Annotated in this window: 13 protein-coding genes; 10 read left to right on the top strand and 3 right to left on the bottom strand. The window is 67.1% G+C overall.

Annotation, left to right across the window (positions count from 1 at the left end; genetic code table 11):
* Positions 1–60 precede the first annotated feature (60 nt).
* The 4 genes from infB to typA are packed head-to-tail and all read left to right on the top strand — an operon-like array spanning position 61 to position 6,139.
* Complete coding sequence (infB, locus tag ADE01S_RS22080) at positions 61–3,105, top strand: translation initiation factor IF-2 (protein WP_062683893.1); 3,045 nt, start codon at positions 61–63, stop codon at positions 3,103–3,105.
* 23 nt (positions 3,106–3,128) lie between these two features.
* Positions 3,129–3,530 carry a 30S ribosome-binding factor RbfA gene (gene rbfA, locus ADE01S_RS22085; RefSeq protein ID WP_043549028.1) on the top strand — a complete coding sequence of 134 codons (402 nt, stop codon included), beginning with the start codon at positions 3,129–3,131 and terminating at the stop codon, positions 3,528–3,530.
* Positions 3,531–3,567: 37 nt separating this feature from the next.
* Positions 3,568–4,299: a tRNA pseudouridine(55) synthase TruB gene (gene truB, locus ADE01S_RS22090; RefSeq protein WP_062683894.1), complete on the top strand. Its 732-nt coding sequence runs from the start codon at positions 3,568–3,570 to the stop codon at positions 4,297–4,299.
* Positions 4,300–4,315: 16 nt separating this feature from the next.
* Entirely contained in the window at positions 4,316–6,139 is a 1,824-nt protein-coding gene (gene typA / locus ADE01S_RS22095; RefSeq protein ID WP_062683895.1) for a translational GTPase TypA, read from the top strand.
* Positions 6,140–6,230: 91 nt separating this feature from the next.
* Here typA and ADE01S_RS22100 read toward each other — a convergent pair whose 3' ends face one another.
* The gene (locus tag ADE01S_RS22100) at positions 6,231–6,623 is read right to left on the bottom strand and encodes a tautomerase family protein (RefSeq protein WP_062683896.1); all 393 of its coding nucleotides are present in this window, start codon (positions 6,621–6,623) and stop codon (positions 6,231–6,233) included.
* Between the two features lie 107 nt (positions 6,624–6,730).
* Here ADE01S_RS22100 and ADE01S_RS22105 point away from each other — a divergent pair, with 107 nt between their 5' ends.
* Entirely contained in the window at positions 6,731–7,594 is an 864-nt protein-coding gene (locus ADE01S_RS22105; protein ID WP_062683897.1) for a LysR family transcriptional regulator, read from the top strand.
* Positions 7,595–7,600: 6 nt separating this feature from the next.
* On the opposite strand, the gene ADE01S_RS22110 is transcribed toward ADE01S_RS22105, so the two are convergent.
* On the bottom strand, positions 7,601–8,560 hold the full coding sequence (locus ADE01S_RS22110; RefSeq protein WP_062683898.1) for a LysR family transcriptional regulator: 960 nt from the start codon (positions 8,558–8,560) through the stop codon (positions 7,601–7,603).
* Between the two features lie 127 nt (positions 8,561–8,687).
* Between ADE01S_RS22110 and ADE01S_RS22115 the strand changes: the two genes are divergently transcribed.
* A complete protein-coding gene (locus ADE01S_RS22115; RefSeq protein ID WP_062683899.1) occupies positions 8,688–9,671 on the top strand; it encodes a Bug family tripartite tricarboxylate transporter substrate binding protein in 984 nt (327 codons plus the stop codon).
* A gap of 106 nt (positions 9,672–9,777) precedes the next feature.
* Positions 9,778–11,202 (top strand): M20 family metallopeptidase, encoded by a 1,425-nt coding sequence (locus tag ADE01S_RS22120; protein ID WP_062683900.1) that lies wholly within the window; start codon positions 9,778–9,780, stop codon positions 11,200–11,202.
* Positions 11,203–11,479: 277 nt separating this feature from the next.
* Here ADE01S_RS22120 and ADE01S_RS22125 read toward each other — a convergent pair whose 3' ends face one another.
* Positions 11,480–12,172 (bottom strand): LOG family protein, encoded by a 693-nt coding sequence (locus ADE01S_RS22125; RefSeq protein WP_446649923.1) that lies wholly within the window; start codon positions 12,170–12,172, stop codon positions 11,480–11,482.
* Between ADE01S_RS22125 and polA the strand changes: the two genes are divergently transcribed.
* The 3 genes from polA to ADE01S_RS22140 all read left to right on the top strand — a co-directional run bounded on the left by polA (position 12,171) and on the right by ADE01S_RS22140 (position 16,683).
* Positions 12,171–14,888 (top strand): DNA polymerase I, encoded by a 2,718-nt coding sequence (polA, locus tag ADE01S_RS22130; RefSeq protein ID WP_062683902.1) that lies wholly within the window; start codon positions 12,171–12,173, stop codon positions 14,886–14,888. The genes ADE01S_RS22125 and polA overlap by 2 nt on opposite strands.
* Before the next feature lie 119 nt (positions 14,889–15,007).
* Positions 15,008–15,847 carry a ZIP family metal transporter gene (locus ADE01S_RS22135; protein ID WP_062683903.1) on the top strand — a complete coding sequence of 280 codons (840 nt, stop codon included), beginning with the start codon at positions 15,008–15,010 and terminating at the stop codon, positions 15,845–15,847.
* A 47-nt stretch (positions 15,848–15,894) separates the two neighbouring features.
* Positions 15,895–16,683, top strand: coding sequence for a dienelactone hydrolase family protein (locus tag ADE01S_RS22140; RefSeq protein ID WP_062683904.1), 789 nt, complete (start codon positions 15,895–15,897; stop codon positions 16,681–16,683).
* Positions 16,684–16,935 lie beyond the last annotated feature (252 nt).

Below are 16,935 nucleotides of genomic sequence, written 5' to 3' on the forward strand. Positions count from 1 at the left end.
TCCATCCTTCCGCAAGTTCACGTTGTTTGTAATAGCTGCATATAGGGAAGAGAGAGCCTAATGTCGAGTAACACCGTCGCCCAGTTCGCTACCGAGCTGAAAATGCCTGCCAATGTGCTGCTGGATCAGCTGCGCTCGGCCGGCGTTGACCTCAAATCGGTGGACGATGCCGTCACCGACAGCGACAAGGCGAAATTGCTCGAATCGCTGCGTCGCGCCCATGGCGCGACCGAAGGCAAGAAGATCACCCTGACGCGTCGCCAGACGTCCGAGATCCGGCAGGCCGACGCCACCGGCCGCTCGCGCACGATCCAGGTCGAAGTGCGCAAGAAGCGCGTGTTCGTCAAGCGTGATCCCTCCGAAATCGCCCTGGAACAGGCCGCGTCCGCGCGCGCCGAAGAAGAAGCCTCCGTCGAAGAGGCGCAGCAGGTCTCCGCGCCGGCTGCTCCCGAGGTTCCCGCCGCGGTCGAGCCTCGCGAGGCCGCGCCCGTCCAGGCCGAGGCGGCTGCCCCGGCCAAGGCGGAAGAACCCGCTGCTGTAGAAGCGCCCGCGCCGGAAGAAGCGCCCGCGCCCGTTGAATCCGTCGCGGCCGAAGTGCCCGCCCCCGTCGAGGCGAAACCCGCCGAGGTCCAGGTCCAGCCTGAACCCGAACCGACGCCGGCGCCTGCTCCTGCCGAGCCCGTGGCCCAAGAGGCCAAGCCCGAAGTCAAGACTGAAACCACCGAGCCCAAGGCTGAAGAAGCCAAGCCGGAACCCGTTGTGCTAGCCAATAAGTCCGAACCATCATCCTCCCAGGCCGCCGCGCCTGTCGCCCAGGCTCAGCCTGCCGCGAAGTCCGAACCCGTCAAGACCGCTGCGCCGCAGCCGGCCGCGCCCGCCGCCAAGGTCGGCAACCGCGCCGACAATCGCCGCGCGGCGCCGCCGCTTGCCGCCTCCGCCACGTCGACGGGCCGCGATGAGGCCCGCCGTGCCGCCGAGGCCGAAGCCGCCGCCCTGCGCGAGATGCTGAATCGTCCGCGCAAGGTGCTGCGCGCCCCCGAGCCGGAGGCCCCCGCCGCCGCCGCGCCGATTTCGGGCACGCTGCACAAGCCGGCCGGCAAGCCCGGTGCAGCGCCTGGCGCCAAGAAGGACGCCAAGCCCGCCGCGCCCGGCAACAAGAAGACCATCAAGACGGCCGAAGTCGCCTCGACCTGGTCCGACGACGCCTCGCGCAAGAAGCCTGCCGACAAGCCCGCCGCTCCGGCGAGCCGCGACGGCTGGCGCGCCGGCGGCAAGGGCGGCAAGGGTGGCGGCCGTGGCGGTCGCAACCAGCAGAACGACCGTCGCCACGAGCCGGCGCCGCAGGAATTCATCGCGCGTGAAGTGCACGTGCCGGAAACCATCAGCGTGGCCGACCTGGCCCACAAGATGTCCGTCAAGGCCGCCGAAGTCATCAAGCAGTTGATGAAGCTGGGCCAGATGGTCACCATCAACCAGGTCCTGGACCAGGAAACGGCCATGATCGTGGTCGAAGAACTGGGCCACGTCGCCATCGCCGCCAAGCTCGACGATCCGGAAGCCTTCCTGGACGAATCGGCCGCCACCACGGAAGCCGAAATGCTGCCGCGCGCTCCGGTCGTGACCGTCATGGGCCACGTCGACCACGGCAAGACCTCGCTGCTGGACTACATCCGCCGCGCCAAGGTTGCCGCGGGCGAAGCCGGCGGCATTACGCAGCACATTGGCGCCTATCACGTCCAGACCGAACGCGGCATGGTCACGTTCCTGGACACCCCGGGCCACGAGGCGTTCACCGCCATGCGTGCCCGCGGCGCCAAGGCCACCGACATCGTCATCCTGGTCTGCGCGGCCGACGACGGCGTGATGCCGCAGACGCGCGAAGCCATCCACCACGCGAAGGCCGCCGGCGTTCCGATGGTCGTGGCGATGACCAAGATCGACAAGCCCACCGCCAACCCCGACCGCGTCAAGCAGGAGCTGGTCGCCGAGGAAGTGGTGCCGGAAGAATACGGCGGCGACGTGCCGTTCGTGGCCGTGTCGGCCAAGACCGGCGCGGGCATCGACGACCTGCTCGAAAACGTGCTGCTGCAAGCCGAAGTGCTGGAACTGAAGGCGCCGGTCGACGCGCCCGCCAAGGGCCTGGTGATCGAAGCCCGCCTCGACAAGGGCCGCGGCCCGGTCGCTACCATCCTGGTGCAAAGCGGCACCCTGCATCGCGGCGACGTGGTGCTGGCCGGCGCGAGCTTCGGCCGCGTGCGCGCCATGCTGGACGAGAACGGCAAGCCCATCCAGGAAGCCGGCCCGTCGATCCCCGTGGAAATCCAGGGCCTGACCGAAGTCCCGGCCGCCGGCGACGAACTGATGGTGCTGTCCGACGAGCGCAAGGCGCGCGAAATCGCGCTGTTCCGCCAAGGCAAGTTCCGCGACGTCAAGCTGGCCCGCCAGCAGGCCGCGAAGCTGGAATCCATGTTCGACAACCTGGGCGAAGGCACGCAGACCCTGGCGCTGATCGTGAAGACGGACGTCCAGGGCTCGCAGGAAGCGCTGGTGCAGTCGCTGACCAAGCTGTCGACCGACGAAGTGCGCGTGCAGGTCGTGCACGCGGCCGTGGGCGGCATCTCGGAAAGCGACATCAACCTCGCCATCGCCTCGAACGCCGTCGTGATCGGCTTCAACGTCCGGGCCGAAGCCAGCGCCAAGAAGCTGGCCGAGACCAACGGCATCGACGTGCGCTACTACAACATCATCTACGACGCCGTGGATGAGGTGAAGGCGGCCATGTCGGGCATGCTGGCGCCCGAGAAGAAGGAAGAGGTCATCGGCCTGGTCGAGATCCGCGAGGTCTACAGCATCTCCCGCATCGGCAACATCGCCGGCTGCATGGTGCTCGACGGCATCGTGCGTCGCGACTCGCAGGTCCGCCTGCTGCGCAACAACGTGGTCCAGTGGACGGGGCATCTCGAATCGCTGCGCCGCTTCAAGGACGACGTCAAGGAAGTCAAGTCGGGCTTCGACTGCGGCCTTACGCTGCGCGGCAACAACGACATCCAGGTGGGCGACCAGCTGGAAGTCTTTGAAATCAAGGAAATCGCGCGTACGCTGTAAGGCGTCGCGAGGCATTGTTTCTAATGAGCCGTCACAAGTCCAAAGCCATCCCCGGTCGCAATCTGCGGCTGGCCGACCAGATCCAGAAGGATCTGGCCGGGATCATCCAGCGCGAGATCGATACGACCCGCGCTGGCTTGATCACGCTCTCTGGTGTGGAACTGTCGACCGACTACGCGCATGCCAAGGTGTATTTCACGGTTTTGGGCGCCGAGCCCGAAGCCGCGACCACCTTGCTGAACGAGAAGGCCGGCTGGCTGCACTCGCAGCTCTACAAGCTGTTGCACATTCACACTGTCCCCACGTTGCGTTTCATCCACGACGAGCAGATTGCCCGTGGCATCGAAATGTCGATCCTGATCGACCGCGCAAACCGGCCCGGCCCGCACTCGGGCGTGCCCGACGAACCTGAAGACCAGTCCTGATCGGGCTGTCGTCACCCTTTACTACCGGATTCCGACGATGGCTAAACGACGCGGGCTTACGCTCGACGGTGTGCTGTTGCTCGACAAACCTGTGGGTCTGTCGAGCAACCACGCTCTACAACGCGCCAAGCGCGCCATGGACGCGGCGAAAGCCGGCCATACCGGCACGCTGGATCCCTTCGCCACCGGGCTGCTGGTGTGCTGTATGGGCAAGGCGACGAAAATTTCCGGTGCGATGCTCAACGCCGACAAGGCATATCGCGCTACGCTGCAATTTGGGTCGGAAACCGACTCCGGCGACCTGACCGGCAACGTGGTGTCCACGGCCGAGCCGGGTTTCGTCGTGGAAGAGCAGGCGCTGCGCGAAGCGCTGTCACGTTTCTCGGGCACGATCGAACAGATTCCGCCGATGTATTCGGCGCTCAAGCGCGACGGCAAGCCCTTGTACGAATATGCGCGCGCGGGCATCGAGCTGGAACGGCCGCCGCGCCAGATCACGATTTACCGCATCGAGCTGCTGTCCCTCAACGGGACCGAGGCAGAGATCGATGTGGCATGCAGTAAAGGCACATACATCCGGACACTGGCCCAGGACATCGGGCGCGTGCTGGGCTGTTACGCCCACCTGACGGCGCTGCGGCGCACGCACGTCGGGCCCTTTTCCCTGGAACGCGCCGTTGCGCTGGAAGCCTTGCAGGCCATGCCAGACCCCAAGCAGGCATTGCTTGCACTGAACGAATTGCCGGCGGGCTTGCTGCCTGCCACCTGACCTTAAAGGACTCGCTATGACTCGCGCCTTGCGCAACGTCGCCATCATCGCCCACGTCGACCACGGTAAAACCACCCTGGTCGACCAGCTGCTGCGCCAATCCGGCACCTTCCGCGAAAACCAGGCGCTGACCGAACGGGTCATGGACTCGAACGACCTGGAAAAAGAACGCGGCATCACGATTCTGGCCAAGAACTGTGCCGTTGAATACCAGGGCACCCACATCAACATCATCGACACCCCGGGACACGCGGACTTCGGCGGCGAGGTCGAGCGCGTGCTGTCCATGGTCGACGGCGTGCTGCTGCTGGTGGACGCGGTCGAAGGCCCGATGCCCCAGACCATTTTCGTGACCCGCAAGGCGCTGGCCCTCGGCCTGAAGCCCATCGTCGTGGTCAACAAGGTGGACCGTCCGGGCGCCCGCACCGATTTCGTCATCAACGCCACTTTCGACCTGTTCGACAAGCTCGGCGCCACCGACGAGCAGCTGGACTTCCCCGTGGTGTACGCCTCGGGCCTGTCGGGCTACGCGGGCCTGAACCCCGACGTGCGCGAAGGCGATATGCGTCCCCTGTTCGAGGCCATCCTCGAACACGTGCCGCAGCGCGACGACGATCCCAACGGTCCGCTGCAGATGCAGATCATCTCGCTGGACTACAACAGCTACGTCGGCAAGATCGGCGTGGGCCGCGTCAACCGTGGCCGCATGCGCCCCGGCATGGAAGTGGCCTACAAGTTCGGCCCCGACGGCCAGGGCGGCCGCGGCCGCATCAACCAGGTGCTGAAGTTCCACGGCCTGGAGCGCATCGTCGTCGACGAAGCCGAAGCCGGCGACATCGTGCTGATCAACGGCATCGAGGAACTGGGCATCGGCTGCACGGTCACCGATCCGGTCACGCAGGAAGCGCTGCCGATGCTGCGCATCGACGAGCCCACGCTCACCATGAACTTCATGGTGAACACCTCGCCGCTGGCCGGCCGCGAAGGCAAGTTCGTGACCAGCCGCCAGCTGCGCGACCGCCTGGACCGCGAGCTGAAGTCCAACGTGGCGCTGCGCGTGCGCGACACGGGCGACGATACGGTGTTCGAAGTGTCGGGCCGCGGTGAACTGCACCTGACCATCCTGCTGGAAACGATGCGCCGCGAAGGTTACGAGCTGGCCGTGTCGCGTCCGCGCGTGGTGTTCAAGGAGATCGACGGCGTGAAGTGCGAGCCGTTCGAATCGCTGACCGTCGACGTCGAAGACGCCCACCAGGGCGGCGTGATGGAAGAGCTGGGCCGCCGCAAGGGCGACCTGCAGGACATGCAGCCGGACGGCCGTGGCCGCACCCGCCTGGAATACCTGATTCCGGCCCGCGGCCTGATCGGCTTCCAGAACGAGTTCCTGACGCTGACGCGCGGAACCGGCCTGATGAGCCACATCTTCCATGAATACGCGCCCATCAAGGAAGGCTCGATCGGCGAGCGCCGCAACGGCGTGCTGATCAGCCAGGACCATGGCGACGCCGTGGCCTATGCCCTGTGGAAGCTGCAGGATCGCGGCCGCATGTTCGTGAGCCCGGGCGACGCGCTGTACGAAGGCATGATCATCGGCATCCACAGCCGCGACAACGACCTGGTCGTGAACCCGATCAAGGGCAAGCAGCTGACCAACGTGCGCGCCTCGGGCACCGACGAAGCCGTGCGCCTGGTTCCGCCGATCCAGATGTCGCTGGAATACGCCGTGGAATTCATCGACGACGACGAACTGGTGGAAATCACCCCGAAGTCGATCCGCCTGCGCAAGCGCTACCTGCTTGAAAACGAGCGCAAGCGCGCCGCGCGCGACGCCGCCGTTTGAGGCCGGAGGGGGGCATGTCCCCCGCCCGCGCAAAAGCCGCATCCCCCGGGATGCGGCTTTTTTTCGCCCGCGCTCTCGGCCGGGCCGGCGGCTAGGCGTGCTGGTGCCGGTATTCCTGCGTCGCGCCGCCATAGCCGTAGGCGGCCGCGCGCGCGTCGATTACGTGCACGTACGAACACTCGTGCAGTTGGCCCAGGATGTCGCGGAGCGCGGCATGGATATCCTTGATGTAGCGGGCCTTCTCCGCCTTGGTGTTGGTTTCGTCGGTGACGCTGATGTCCAGGTGGAAGGCGTTATTGCCCAGTTCGGACAGCGGCCGGCCGCCGATGAACCAGAGCTCGTGGGGAATGTGCTGCAGGGTGATCGCGATCACGGGCAGTTGCTTGCCCAGCACGGACTGGGTCAGGCCGGCGACGGCGTCCACCACGCGGCGGTCGCGGGCGGCATCGGGGCGGCCGGAAAGATGGATGACGATGTGGGGCATGGCGGAACTCCTGTGCGTTGGGGGGTGAAGGCAGTCTAGGCGCCGCGTTGACATCGGAAAAGCGGGAAATTACGATCTCATCAATCGATTAAACCGTTGGATAAACCATGTCCGGATTCGACCTCGACCAATTGCGCACGCTGGTCGCCGTGCTCGACGCAGGCAGCTTGACGGCGGCCGCGCCGAAAGTGTTCCTGTCGCAGTCGTCCGTCAGCGAGCAGATGCGCAAGCTGGAGGAACGCGCCGGGCAGCCGCTGCTTATCCGCGGCAAGAGCGGCGTGGCGCCGACGCCGGCGGGCGAGCGCCTGCTGGCCCATGCGCGCGCCATCCTGGCGCTGAGCGACGAGGCCTACCGAGATCTGCGCGGCGTGGCGCTGCGCGGCGAATTGCGCCTGTGCATCACGGACTACTTCCGGCCCGGAGACGTGGCGCGCCTGTTGCGCAGGCTCAACGAGCAATATCCGCAGGTGCGCCTGCACGTGACCATCATGAAGAGCGGCGCGATCGAGGCGGCCTATGAGCGCGGCGAGATCGACGTCGGCATCTCCATGTCGATCCCGGAGCGCGGCGTCGCCAGGGGCCGGGCGCAAGGCGCGTTATTGCGGCGCGAACCGCTGTTATGGATGGCGGCCGAGGGGCTCGGGGCGCGGCAGGGCGGCAGCCTGCCTTTGCTGGTGCTGCCGGAGACCTGCGCCTTGCGCCAATACGTGGAGCGCCTGTTGTCGCGCCGCGGGGTCGCCTATTCGGTGGCCCACGTGGCGTCGGGGGTGGCGGGGCTGCAGCTCGCGGTGGCGGCGGGGCTGGGCGTGGCCTGCCTGAACGAGTCCTCCCTGGCGCCGGGCATCGCCCGCTTGCACGAGCCGGGCTTGCCGGCCCTGCCCGCGGTGGAGTTCCGCCTGCTGGCTGCGCGGCCGGGCGAAAGCGAATTCGTCGGCCTCGCGCGCGAGGCGATCGTGAAGGCGATGGGCTAGGGCCCGTCAGGGTTCGCAGGCCTGGAGCGCAGCCGGCCGCCCTCGGCGGCGCAGCCACTCCAGGAAGTCGCGGCCCGGGCCGCGTTCCCCGACGATGGCGCCTATCGGCTGGAAGGAGCCGGGGGAGGCGACGCGCAGGCGTTGGAAATGGCCGTGCTGCACATACCAGTCGGCGAGTGTCAGCGGCACCATGGCCAGGGCCTGCTGCGCTTGCATGACCGCGATGAGCAGCGGCATGGGAGGGGCGGCGCTGGCCAGACGGCACAGCCGGGGAACGACGCCGGCGCGTTCGAAATAGGCTTTGAAGACCGCATGGATCGCCAGCTCCGGCCGCGGTTCGATCCAGAGCTGGCTGGCGACCTGGGCGGCCGTGGGCGCGCGGTCCGCGGCCAGCAGCGGATGGCCCGCGGCTGCGACGATCACGGCTTCGTCCTGTTGCAGCGGCACGAATTCCAGGCCCGTGGGCACCGCGTCGGGCTGGCGGCACAGCAGCATGTCCAGGCTGCCGTTGGCGGCCTGCGGCAGCAGTTGCTCGCGGCTGCCCTCGATGATTTCCACTTGCATACCCGGATGCCCCGTCATGTAGGCGGGCAGGCGCTCGGCCAGCAGGCCGCCGCTGGCGGCCGGGATGGCGCCCAGCCTGAGGTAGCCGGTGGCGCCCTGGCGCAGGGCGGTGACGGAGTCGGTGGAGGCGCGCAAGGTCGTCAGCATGCCCTGGGCGCATTCCGCCATGAGCCGGCCGCTGCGCGTGGCCCGCATGCCGCGCGCATGGCGCTCGAACAGGCGCACACCCAGCAGCGCTTCGATATCCGCCAAGGCATGCGTGGCCGCGGGCTGGCTCATGCCGATGTGGCTGGCCGCCTGCTGGATGCTGCCCAGGTCGGCGATGCCCGCCAGCAGCTGCAGGTGGCGCAGGCGGCCCTTGGCGAGCAGGCGGGCAAGCAGGGTGGCGGGAGCGACGTCCATGTGGCGCGGTTCTAGCTATTCAAAATATGAATATATGAGTGGATAAATGTATTTGAAATAGGGATATGCCCTGGCCACAATGCTGCGATTCCTACCCTAGCTTTCCGGCCCGAGGAGTGGCCCGTCCATGAAGTCCCGCTTGCTGCATACCCTTGTTTGCGCCGTGACCCTCGGCGCGTGTTCCCTGGCGGTGGCCGGGGGCGACTACCCCTCCCAGCCCTTGCGGCTGATCGTGCCGTTCGCGCCGGGCGGATCCACGGACGTGCTGGCGCGCGCGGTGGCCGACGGCCTGCGCAAAGAGCTGGGCCAGAGCGTGGTGGTGGAAAACCGCGCCGGCGCGGGCGGCCTGATCGGGACGGAGGCCGTCGCCCGGGCCGACGCCGACGGCTATACGCTGGGCATGGCGACGGTCAGCACCATGGCGGTCAATCCGTTGCTCTACGGTACCAAGCGGGTCGATCCCGAGACGCAATTGAAGCCGGTGGCCCCGGTGGCGACGGTGCCGGTGGTGTGGATGGTGAACCCGGCGTTCCCGGCGCAGGATTTTCCGCAGTTCCTGGCCGAGCTGCGCGCCCATCCCGGCAAGTATTCCTACGGTTCGCCCGGCGTGGGATCGCTGGGGCACCTGAACCTGGCGGCCATGAACGCCGACCTGAAGGTGGACGTGCTGCACGTGCCGTACCGGGGCATGGGGCCGGCGCTGACCGCCGCGGTGGGCGGCGAAGTGCAGGTGCAACAGGACCAGTACGCATCGGCACAATCGCTGATCAAGGCCGGCAAGCTGCGCGCGATTGCCGTGTCGGCGCCCGCCAGGCTGGCGGACATGCCGGCGCTGCCGACGATGGCGGAGCTGGGCTATCCGCAGCTGAACGCCCTGGGCCAGACCTGGTTCGGGCTGGTCGCGCCGGCTGGAACGCCGGACGCGGTGGTGCAGCGCCTGAACCAGGCCGCGGCGCGCGCGCTGGCCGATCCCGCGCTGGTGCAGCGCCTGGCATCCCTGGGCGCGCAGCCCGACATCGGCTCGCCGCAGGCGTTCGCCGACCGCATCCGGCAGACGCTGGCCGCCAACCGGAAAATCATTGAAACTGCCGGGATCAAGCTCGACGAGTAAGCGGCGTTTTTCCGCCGGGCCGCCAGCGCGGTCCGGTTCCTTGCGGCGCGGCGCGGGTCCTGGTCCGCGGCAGCCGGCTCACACGACCCCAGCCATTGGAGAAACCATGGGTGCCATCGACAAACTCGCGCCGTTCATCGACGCGCGCAGCGAGCGTTACGCGGAACTGAGCGACCGCATCTGGAGCCTGGCGGAATTGCGCTACGACGAGCACAAGTCCGCCGAACTGCACATCGAGATGCTGGAGGCCGCGGGGTTCCGCGTGACCCGCGACGCCGCCGGCATCCCCACGGCATTCGTGGCCGAAGCGGGCAGCGGCGGTCCGGTGATCGGCATCCTGGGCGAGTACGACGCGCTGTCCGGCTTGAGCCAGGAAAGCGGCGCCTACGCCTGCCAGCCCTCGCCGGAGACGCCGAACGGCAACGGCCACGGCTGCGGCCATCACCTGCTGGGCACGGCCGCCCATTTCGCGGCGGTGGCGGTGAAGGAATTCCTGGAAGCCAACGGGCTGCCCGGCACCATCCGGTTCTACGGCTGTCCGGCGGAAGAGGGCGGCTCGGGCAAGACCTTCATGGCGCGGGCGGGGCTGTTCGACGACGTGGACGCGGCCCTGACCTGGCATCCCGCTTCGCACACGGGGATCTTCCATCAATCGTCGCTGGCCAATATCCAGGCTTATTTCCGCTTTCGCGGCATCGCGGCGCATGCGGCGAATTCGCCGCACCTGGGCCGCAGCGCGCTGGACGCGGTCGAACTCATGAACGTGGGCGTGAACTACCTGCGCGAGCACATGGTGCCGGACGCCCGCGTGCACTACGCGGTGACCAACAGCGGCGGCATTTCCCCGAACGTGGTGCAGGCCCGCGCCGAGGTGCTCTACCTGGTGCGCGCGCCCATCAATTCCCAGGCGGCCGAACTCTACGAGCGCGTGAAGAACGTGGCGCGTGGCGCCGCCCTGATGACGGGTTGCGAACTGGAGATTGTTTTCGACAAGGCCTGCTCGAACTACATCCCGAACGCCGTGCTCAACCAGGTGATGTACGCCAATATGCAGGCGCTGCAGGGGCCGGCCTATACGGAAGGCGAACAGCAGGCCGCGCGCCGCATGTGGGACGCGATCTCCGGCGACGACATCGACAATGCCGGCAAGAACCTGGGCGCGGTGCTGCGCAACCCCACGCCGTTGTTCCAGGGCGTGGCGCCTTACGATCCGGGCAAGGCCGAGATCACCTACGGCTCCACCGACGTCGGCGACGTAAGCTGGGTGACGCCCACCGCGCAGTGCTGGGGCGCCTGCTACGCCTACGGCACGCCGTTCCACTCCTGGCAGATGGTCGCGCAGGGCAAGATGTCCATGGCCCACAAGGGCATGGTGCACGCGGCCAAGATCATCGCCGCCACCGCGGCCGACCTCTACACCCGTCCGCAGGAACTCGAACGCGCCAAGGTCGAGCTGGACGAGGCGCGGCGCGGGCAGCCTTATGTCTGCCCGATCCCGCCCGAGGTGTTGCCGTCTTTCATGCGAAAGTAGGGGTGTGCCCCCACGCTGCGCGCGCTTGCGCGCGCTTGCTGCCCCCCGAGGGGGCTGCGCCGCCTTAGGGCGGCCTGGCGGCGGCGCGGTGCCCCCACGCTGCGCGCGCTAACGCGCGCTTGCTGCGCTCCGAGGGAGCTGCGCCGCCTTAGGGCGGCCTGGCGGCGGCGCGGTGCCCCCACGCTGCGCGCGCTTGCGCGCGCTTGCTGCGCTCCGAGGGGGCGGCGTGCCTTAGAGCGGCCTGATAGCTGCGCGAGTCCTCGCGCCTCGCGCAATTTCAGGCCGGCAGGGACGGGGCGTATTGCGCGTCCGAGCGGACCTTGGCGTGGAATTCCACCACCTTGCGCACTACCTTGACCGGATCGTCCTCGATGATGAAAAGGTCCAGGTCGTGGGCGCCGATCATGCCGTTGGCCAGCACCTGGTTGCCCAGCCATTCCACCAGGCCGTTCCAGTACTCGCTGCCCACCAGTACGATGGGAGCGGGCGGGACCTTGCCCGTCTGGATGAGCGTCAGCGCTTCGAAGAGCTCGTCCAGGGTGCCGAAGCCGCCGGGCATCGCCACGTAGGCGAAGCTGTGCATGAAGAACGTGGCCTTGCGCGAGAAAAAGTACTCGAACGACAGGCTGATGGTCTGGTACTCGTTGTTGTGCGCTTCGTGCGGCAGGCTGATGTTCAAGCCGATGCTGGTGCCGCCTGCCTCGAACGCGCCTTTGTTTGCTGCCTCCATGATGCCGGGACCACCGCCGGCGATCACCGCGAAACCCGCGGCGGCCAGGGCGGCCGAGATCGCGATGGTGGTTTCATAGTGGGGGGAATTGCGGCTGACCCGCGCACTGCCGAAGACACTGACCGCAGGCCCGATATTCGCGAGCTTGTCTGCCGCCGTCCGTATCTCTGACATAATCAGCGGAATTTGTTTGTTGGCGGGTGTTTCCGCGGCTATTGCCATATCTGCCTTTGTAACCATGAAAAAAACCTTATTACTGGTCGACGGTTCAAGTTACTTGTACCGCGCTTTCCACGCTATGCCTGATTTGCGCAACGCGCAAGGCGAACCCACGGGTGCGCTCTACGGCGTGGTGAATATGCTGCGCAAGCTTGTATCTGATCATAAGGCAGAGTATGCCGCATGTATTTTCGATGCTCGCGGCAAGACCTTCCGGGACGATCTCTACCCCGAATACAAGTCGCATCGCCCGCCCATGCCGGAAGACTTGGCGGCGCAGATCGAACCCATCCACCGCGCGGTGCGCGCGCTGGGCTGGCCGGTGCTGGCCATCGAGGGGGTCGAAGCCGACGACGTGATCGGCACCCTGGCCAAGCGGGCCGCCGAGCACGACGTGCACACCATCGTGTCCACCGGCGACAAGGACCTGGCGCAGCTGGTCAACAGCCACGTCACCCTGGTCAACACCATGAGCGGGGAAGTGCTGGACGAGGCCGGCGTGGTGAACAAGTTCGGCGTGCCGGCCGACCGCATCGTCGACTACCTGATGCTGGTGGGCGATACCGTGGACAACGTTCCCGGCGTGACCAAGGTAGGGCCGAAGACGGCCGCCAAATGGATCACGGAGTTCGGCTCCATCGACAAGCTGATCGAAGGGGCGGACGGGATCAAGGGCGTGGCCGGCAACAACCTGCGCGATGCCATCCCGAAGTTCCCGCTCACGCGCCAGTTGCTGACCGTGAAGTACGACTGCGACCTTTCCGGTCACGTCGACAGCGTCGACGACCTGACGCCGCGCCCGCGCGACAACGCGGTCCTGACCGAAATCTACGAGCGCTACGGCTTTCGCACCTGGCTGCGCGAGTTGACCGGCGATGCCGAGCGCGTGCCCGCGGGCGACGCCCGCATCGCGCATGACGCGCCCGCCGCGCCCGCCGAGCTGGACTACCGGATCATTTCGGATTGGGCCGAGTTCGACGCCTGGATGGAGAAACTGGACGCGGCCTCGCTGGTGGCCCTGGACACCGAGACCACCTCGCTGGACGAAATGCAGGCCCGGCTGGTGGGCCTGTCGCTGGCGGTGGCGCCGGGCGTGGCGTGCTACATCCCGGTCGCGCACCGCGGCCCGGACGGCGCGACCCAGCTGCCCAAGGAGGAAGTGCTGGCGCGCCTGAAGCCGTGGCTGGAGAACGCGCAGCGCGCCAAGCTGCTGCATCACGCCAAGTACGATACGCATGTGTTCGCCAACGAGGGCATCCGGCTGGCCGGCGTGACCGAGGACACCATGCTGCAGGCCTACGTGCTGGAGTCGCATCGCGGCGTCGGCCTGAACGACCTGGCCCAGCGCTACCTGGGCCGCAGCGGCGTGTCCTACGAGGACCTGTGCGGCAAGGGCGCCAAGCAGATCGGATTCGACGAGGTGGCGGTCGACAAGGCCGGCCACTACGCGGCCGAGGATGCGGATTTCACCTTGCAGCTGCACCAGGTGCTGCGCCCCATGGTGGCCGCCGACGAAGGGCTGAACCGCATCTATCTGCTGGAAATGCAGGTGTCGGCGGTGCTGACCACGATCGAGCGCAATGGCGTGAAGGTGGATGCCGCCGAACTGGGTCGGCAGAGCCACAAGCTGGGCCAGGAAATGCTGCAGCTTGAGCAGAAGGCCTACGAGCTGGCGGGCCAGCCGTTCAACCTGAATTCCCCCAAGCAGCTGGGCGAGATCCTGTTCGGCCGCATGGAGCTGCCGGTGCTGCGCAAGACCGCGAGCGGCGCGCCGTCCACCGACGAGGAAGTGCTGAGCAAGCTGGCGCAGGATTACCCGCTGCCGCAGGTGCTGCTGGAGTATCGCGGCCTGTCGAAGCTGAAGTCCACCTACACGGACAAGCTGCCGCGCATGATCAATCCGGACACGGGGCGGGTGCACACGCATTATTCGCAGGCCGCGGTGATTACGGGCCGCCTGGCTTCGTCCGATCCCAACTTGCAGAACATCCCGGTGCGCACGGAGGCCGGCCGCCGCGTGCGCGAGGCGTTCGTGGCCGAGCAGGGCATGCTGCTGTCGGCCGACTATTCGCAGATCGAGCTGCGCATCATGGCGCACGTGTCCGACGACGCCAATCTGCAGCGCGCCTTCGCGGCGGGCGAGGACATCCACCGCGCCACGGCGTCGGAGGTGTTCGGCGTGCCGCTGGCGGACGTGTCCACGGAGCAGCGCCGCGCGGCCAAGGCCATCAACTTCGGCCTGATCTACGGCATGGGCGTGTTCGGCCTGGCATCCAACCTGGGTATCACGCGCGATGCGGCGCAAGCCTATATCGACCGCTACTTCGCCCGCTATCCCGGCGTGGCGATGTACATGGACGATACCCGGCGCCGCGCGCGCGAGCAGGGCTATGTGGAAACCGTGTTCGGGCGCCGGCTGCAGCTGCCGGAGATCCGGGGCGCTTCCGGCCCGCGCCGCCAGGCGGCCGAGCGGGCGGCGATCAACGCGCCCATGCAGGGCACCGCGGCCGACCTGATCAAGATGGCCATGGTGGCCGTGCAGGACTGGCTGGAGGCCGAGAAGCTGCGGACCCGCATGATCATGCAGGTGCACGACGAATTGGTGCTGGAAGCGCCGGACGCCGAGCTCGAACTGGTCAAGCTTACGTTGCCGCGCCTGATGTGCGACGTGGCGACGCTGCGGGTGCCGCTGGTCGCTGAAGTGGGCATGGGCAAGAACTGGGAGCAGGCCCACTAGGGCTGGCTGGCGCGACCCCGGCGAATTCGATGGGCCGCCCCGCGGGGCGGCCCATTTCCGGTTTTGGGATTGCAACAATATAATGTTGCGCTTTCCCGCCTCCAAATACGTCCCCCAACATGTTGCTGCTCTGGGTCCTGCTCGCCACCGTCACCGGCGGGCTTATCGCGGTACTTGTCGCCAGCTGGCTGGCCTACAAGGTTTTCGCGCAATACCTGCACCACATGGTGAGCCTGTCGGTGGGGGTGCTGCTGTCGGTGGCCCTGCTGCACCTGCTGCCGGAGGCGTTCGAGACCGGCGTGGCCGACGCCCATGTGCTGTTCGGGCTGATGCTGGCGTCCTTGATCGGCTTTTTCGTGCTGGAGAAGATCGCGCTGCTGCGGCACAGCCACCATCACGAAGGCGACGGCCACCATCATCACAAGGGGCACGACCGCCACGAGGCGGGACGGGGCGGCGTGCTGATCCTGATCGGCAGCTCGCTGCACAATCTGTGCGATGGCGTTCTGGTGGCGGCGGCGTTCCTGACCGATCCGCTGCTGGGCGTGCTGACCGCGGCGTCCATCATCATCCACGAGGTGCCGCACAAGCTGGGCGATTTCGTGGTGCTGCTCAATGCGGGCCTGGCGCGCAAGCGGGCGTTCGGGCTGATCCTGTTCACCAGCCTGTGTTCAGCCTTGGGCGGCATAATAGGGTACTTCGTGCTGCAGCAGGCGCAGGGTTGGGTGCCGTATATTCTGGTGGTTGCGGCCAGCAGTTTCCTCTATATCTCGGTGGCCGACCTGATGCCGCAGATGCACGAGCGGGTATCCCTTGCCGACGCCGTCCCGCAGCTGCTGCTGGTCGGGGTGGGCGTGGTGCTGATCTACAGCGTGACTTCGCTGATGCACCACGGGCATGACCATGGCGCCGAAGCCGGCCATGGCGCGCCGCAGGTGGAGCACGTCCACCGGCACTAGGGCGATCCGGGATCCCTGGCTTTGTCGACCCAACACAGGAGTTCTCCATGAGTTTTTCCGCCGCAGCCGGCAATGTCGCGTCCACCGTGATCCATACGGACACCCAGGGACTTTCCCACGGGGATTTCAAGCTGCCCGTGGCCGACGGCACGATCGAGGCCTACTATGCCGCGCCCGAGGGCAAGCGCGATCTGCCCATCGTGCTGGTGGTGCAGGAGATCTTCGGGGTGCACGAGCACATCAAGGATCTGTGCCGCCGGGTCGCCAAGGCCGGTTACCTGGCGGTGGCCGCGAATCTCTACGAACGCCAGGGCGACGCGTCGACCTATACCGATATTCCCAAGCTGATCGCGGAACTGGTCAGCAAGGTGCCCGACGAGCAGGTGTACGCCGATCTGGACGCGAGCGTGGCGTGGGCCGCGGCGCATGGCGGCGACGCCAAGCGCGTGGCGGTGACGGGGTTCTGCTGGGGCGGGCGGCTGACCTGGATGTACGCGGCGCACAACCCGGACGTGAAGGCCGCCGTGGCCTGGTACGGGAAGCTGAGCGTGGGCCATGGTCCGCTGATCAAGCGCGTGGCGTTCGATGTGGTGAACGAGCTGCATGCGCCGGTCCTGGGCCTGTACGGCGCCAAGGACGCGAGCATTCCGCTGGCTGACGTCGAGACCATGAAGGCCAAGCTGGCGGCGGGCAACGACAATGCGAAGCGGTCGGAGTTCGTGGTGTACCCGCAAGCGGATCACGCCTTCCTGGCGGATTACCGGGCCAGCTACCAGGCCGAAGCGGCGAAGGACGGCTGGCAGCGGATGTTGGACTGGTTCAAGCGCTATCTGTAGGCCGCGCATGGGCCTTTTCGTTCAGGGCAGGAACACCCTCAGAAAGGCATGATGGGCGCGCAAGCGCGAAGCGTGCGCGGCGTGGGGGCCGCCCGCCGCCGAGCCGCCTCAAGGCGGGCAGCCCCCTTGTATGCTTATTTCTGTGTTCACGGAGTGGATACAGGCAAGGCCGGCATAGCCCGATCCCCCTTAGAGTCAGGAACTCGTCCCCGAGCATGGGGCGTGCCGGCCCTTGCGTTTGTCGCCAAGCCC

Origin of the sequence: Achromobacter denitrificans NBRC 15125 (assembly GCF_001571365.1) — a bacterium.
GTDB lineage: Bacteria > Pseudomonadota > Gammaproteobacteria > Burkholderiales > Burkholderiaceae_B > Achromobacter > Achromobacter denitrificans.

What these genes read in the sequence shown, in the direction of transcription:
- truB (WP_062683894.1), top strand. Translation starts at nt 3,568, where the DNA reads ATGGCTAAACGACGCGGGCTTACGCTCGACGGTGTGCTGTTGCTCGAC.
- ADE01S_RS22110 (WP_062683898.1), bottom strand. Translation starts at nt 8,560, where the DNA reads ATGGACGTCGCTCCCGCCACCCTGCTTGCCCGCCTGCTCGCCAAGGGC.
- ADE01S_RS22125 (WP_446649923.1), bottom strand. Translation starts at nt 12,172, where the DNA reads ATGGTTACAAAGGCAGATATGGCAATAGCCGCGGAAACACCCGCCAAC.
- infB (WP_062683893.1), top strand. Translation starts at nt 61, where the DNA reads ATGTCGAGTAACACCGTCGCCCAGTTCGCTACCGAGCTGAAAATGCCT.
- ADE01S_RS22140 (WP_062683904.1), top strand. Translation starts at nt 15,895, where the DNA reads ATGAGTTTTTCCGCCGCAGCCGGCAATGTCGCGTCCACCGTGATCCAT.
- rbfA (WP_043549028.1), top strand. Translation starts at nt 3,129, where the DNA reads ATGAGCCGTCACAAGTCCAAAGCCATCCCCGGTCGCAATCTGCGGCTG.
- ADE01S_RS22120 (WP_062683900.1), top strand. Translation starts at nt 9,778, where the DNA reads ATGGGTGCCATCGACAAACTCGCGCCGTTCATCGACGCGCGCAGCGAG.
- polA (WP_062683902.1), top strand. Translation starts at nt 12,171, where the DNA reads ATGAAAAAAACCTTATTACTGGTCGACGGTTCAAGTTACTTGTACCGC.
- ADE01S_RS22105 (WP_062683897.1), top strand. Translation starts at nt 6,731, where the DNA reads ATGTCCGGATTCGACCTCGACCAATTGCGCACGCTGGTCGCCGTGCTC.
- typA (WP_062683895.1), top strand. Translation starts at nt 4,316, where the DNA reads ATGACTCGCGCCTTGCGCAACGTCGCCATCATCGCCCACGTCGACCAC.
- ADE01S_RS22115 (WP_062683899.1), top strand. Translation starts at nt 8,688, where the DNA reads ATGAAGTCCCGCTTGCTGCATACCCTTGTTTGCGCCGTGACCCTCGGC.
- ADE01S_RS22100 (WP_062683896.1), bottom strand. Translation starts at nt 6,623, where the DNA reads ATGCCCCACATCGTCATCCATCTTTCCGGCCGCCCCGATGCCGCCCGC.
- ADE01S_RS22135 (WP_062683903.1), top strand. Translation starts at nt 15,008, where the DNA reads ATGTTGCTGCTCTGGGTCCTGCTCGCCACCGTCACCGGCGGGCTTATC.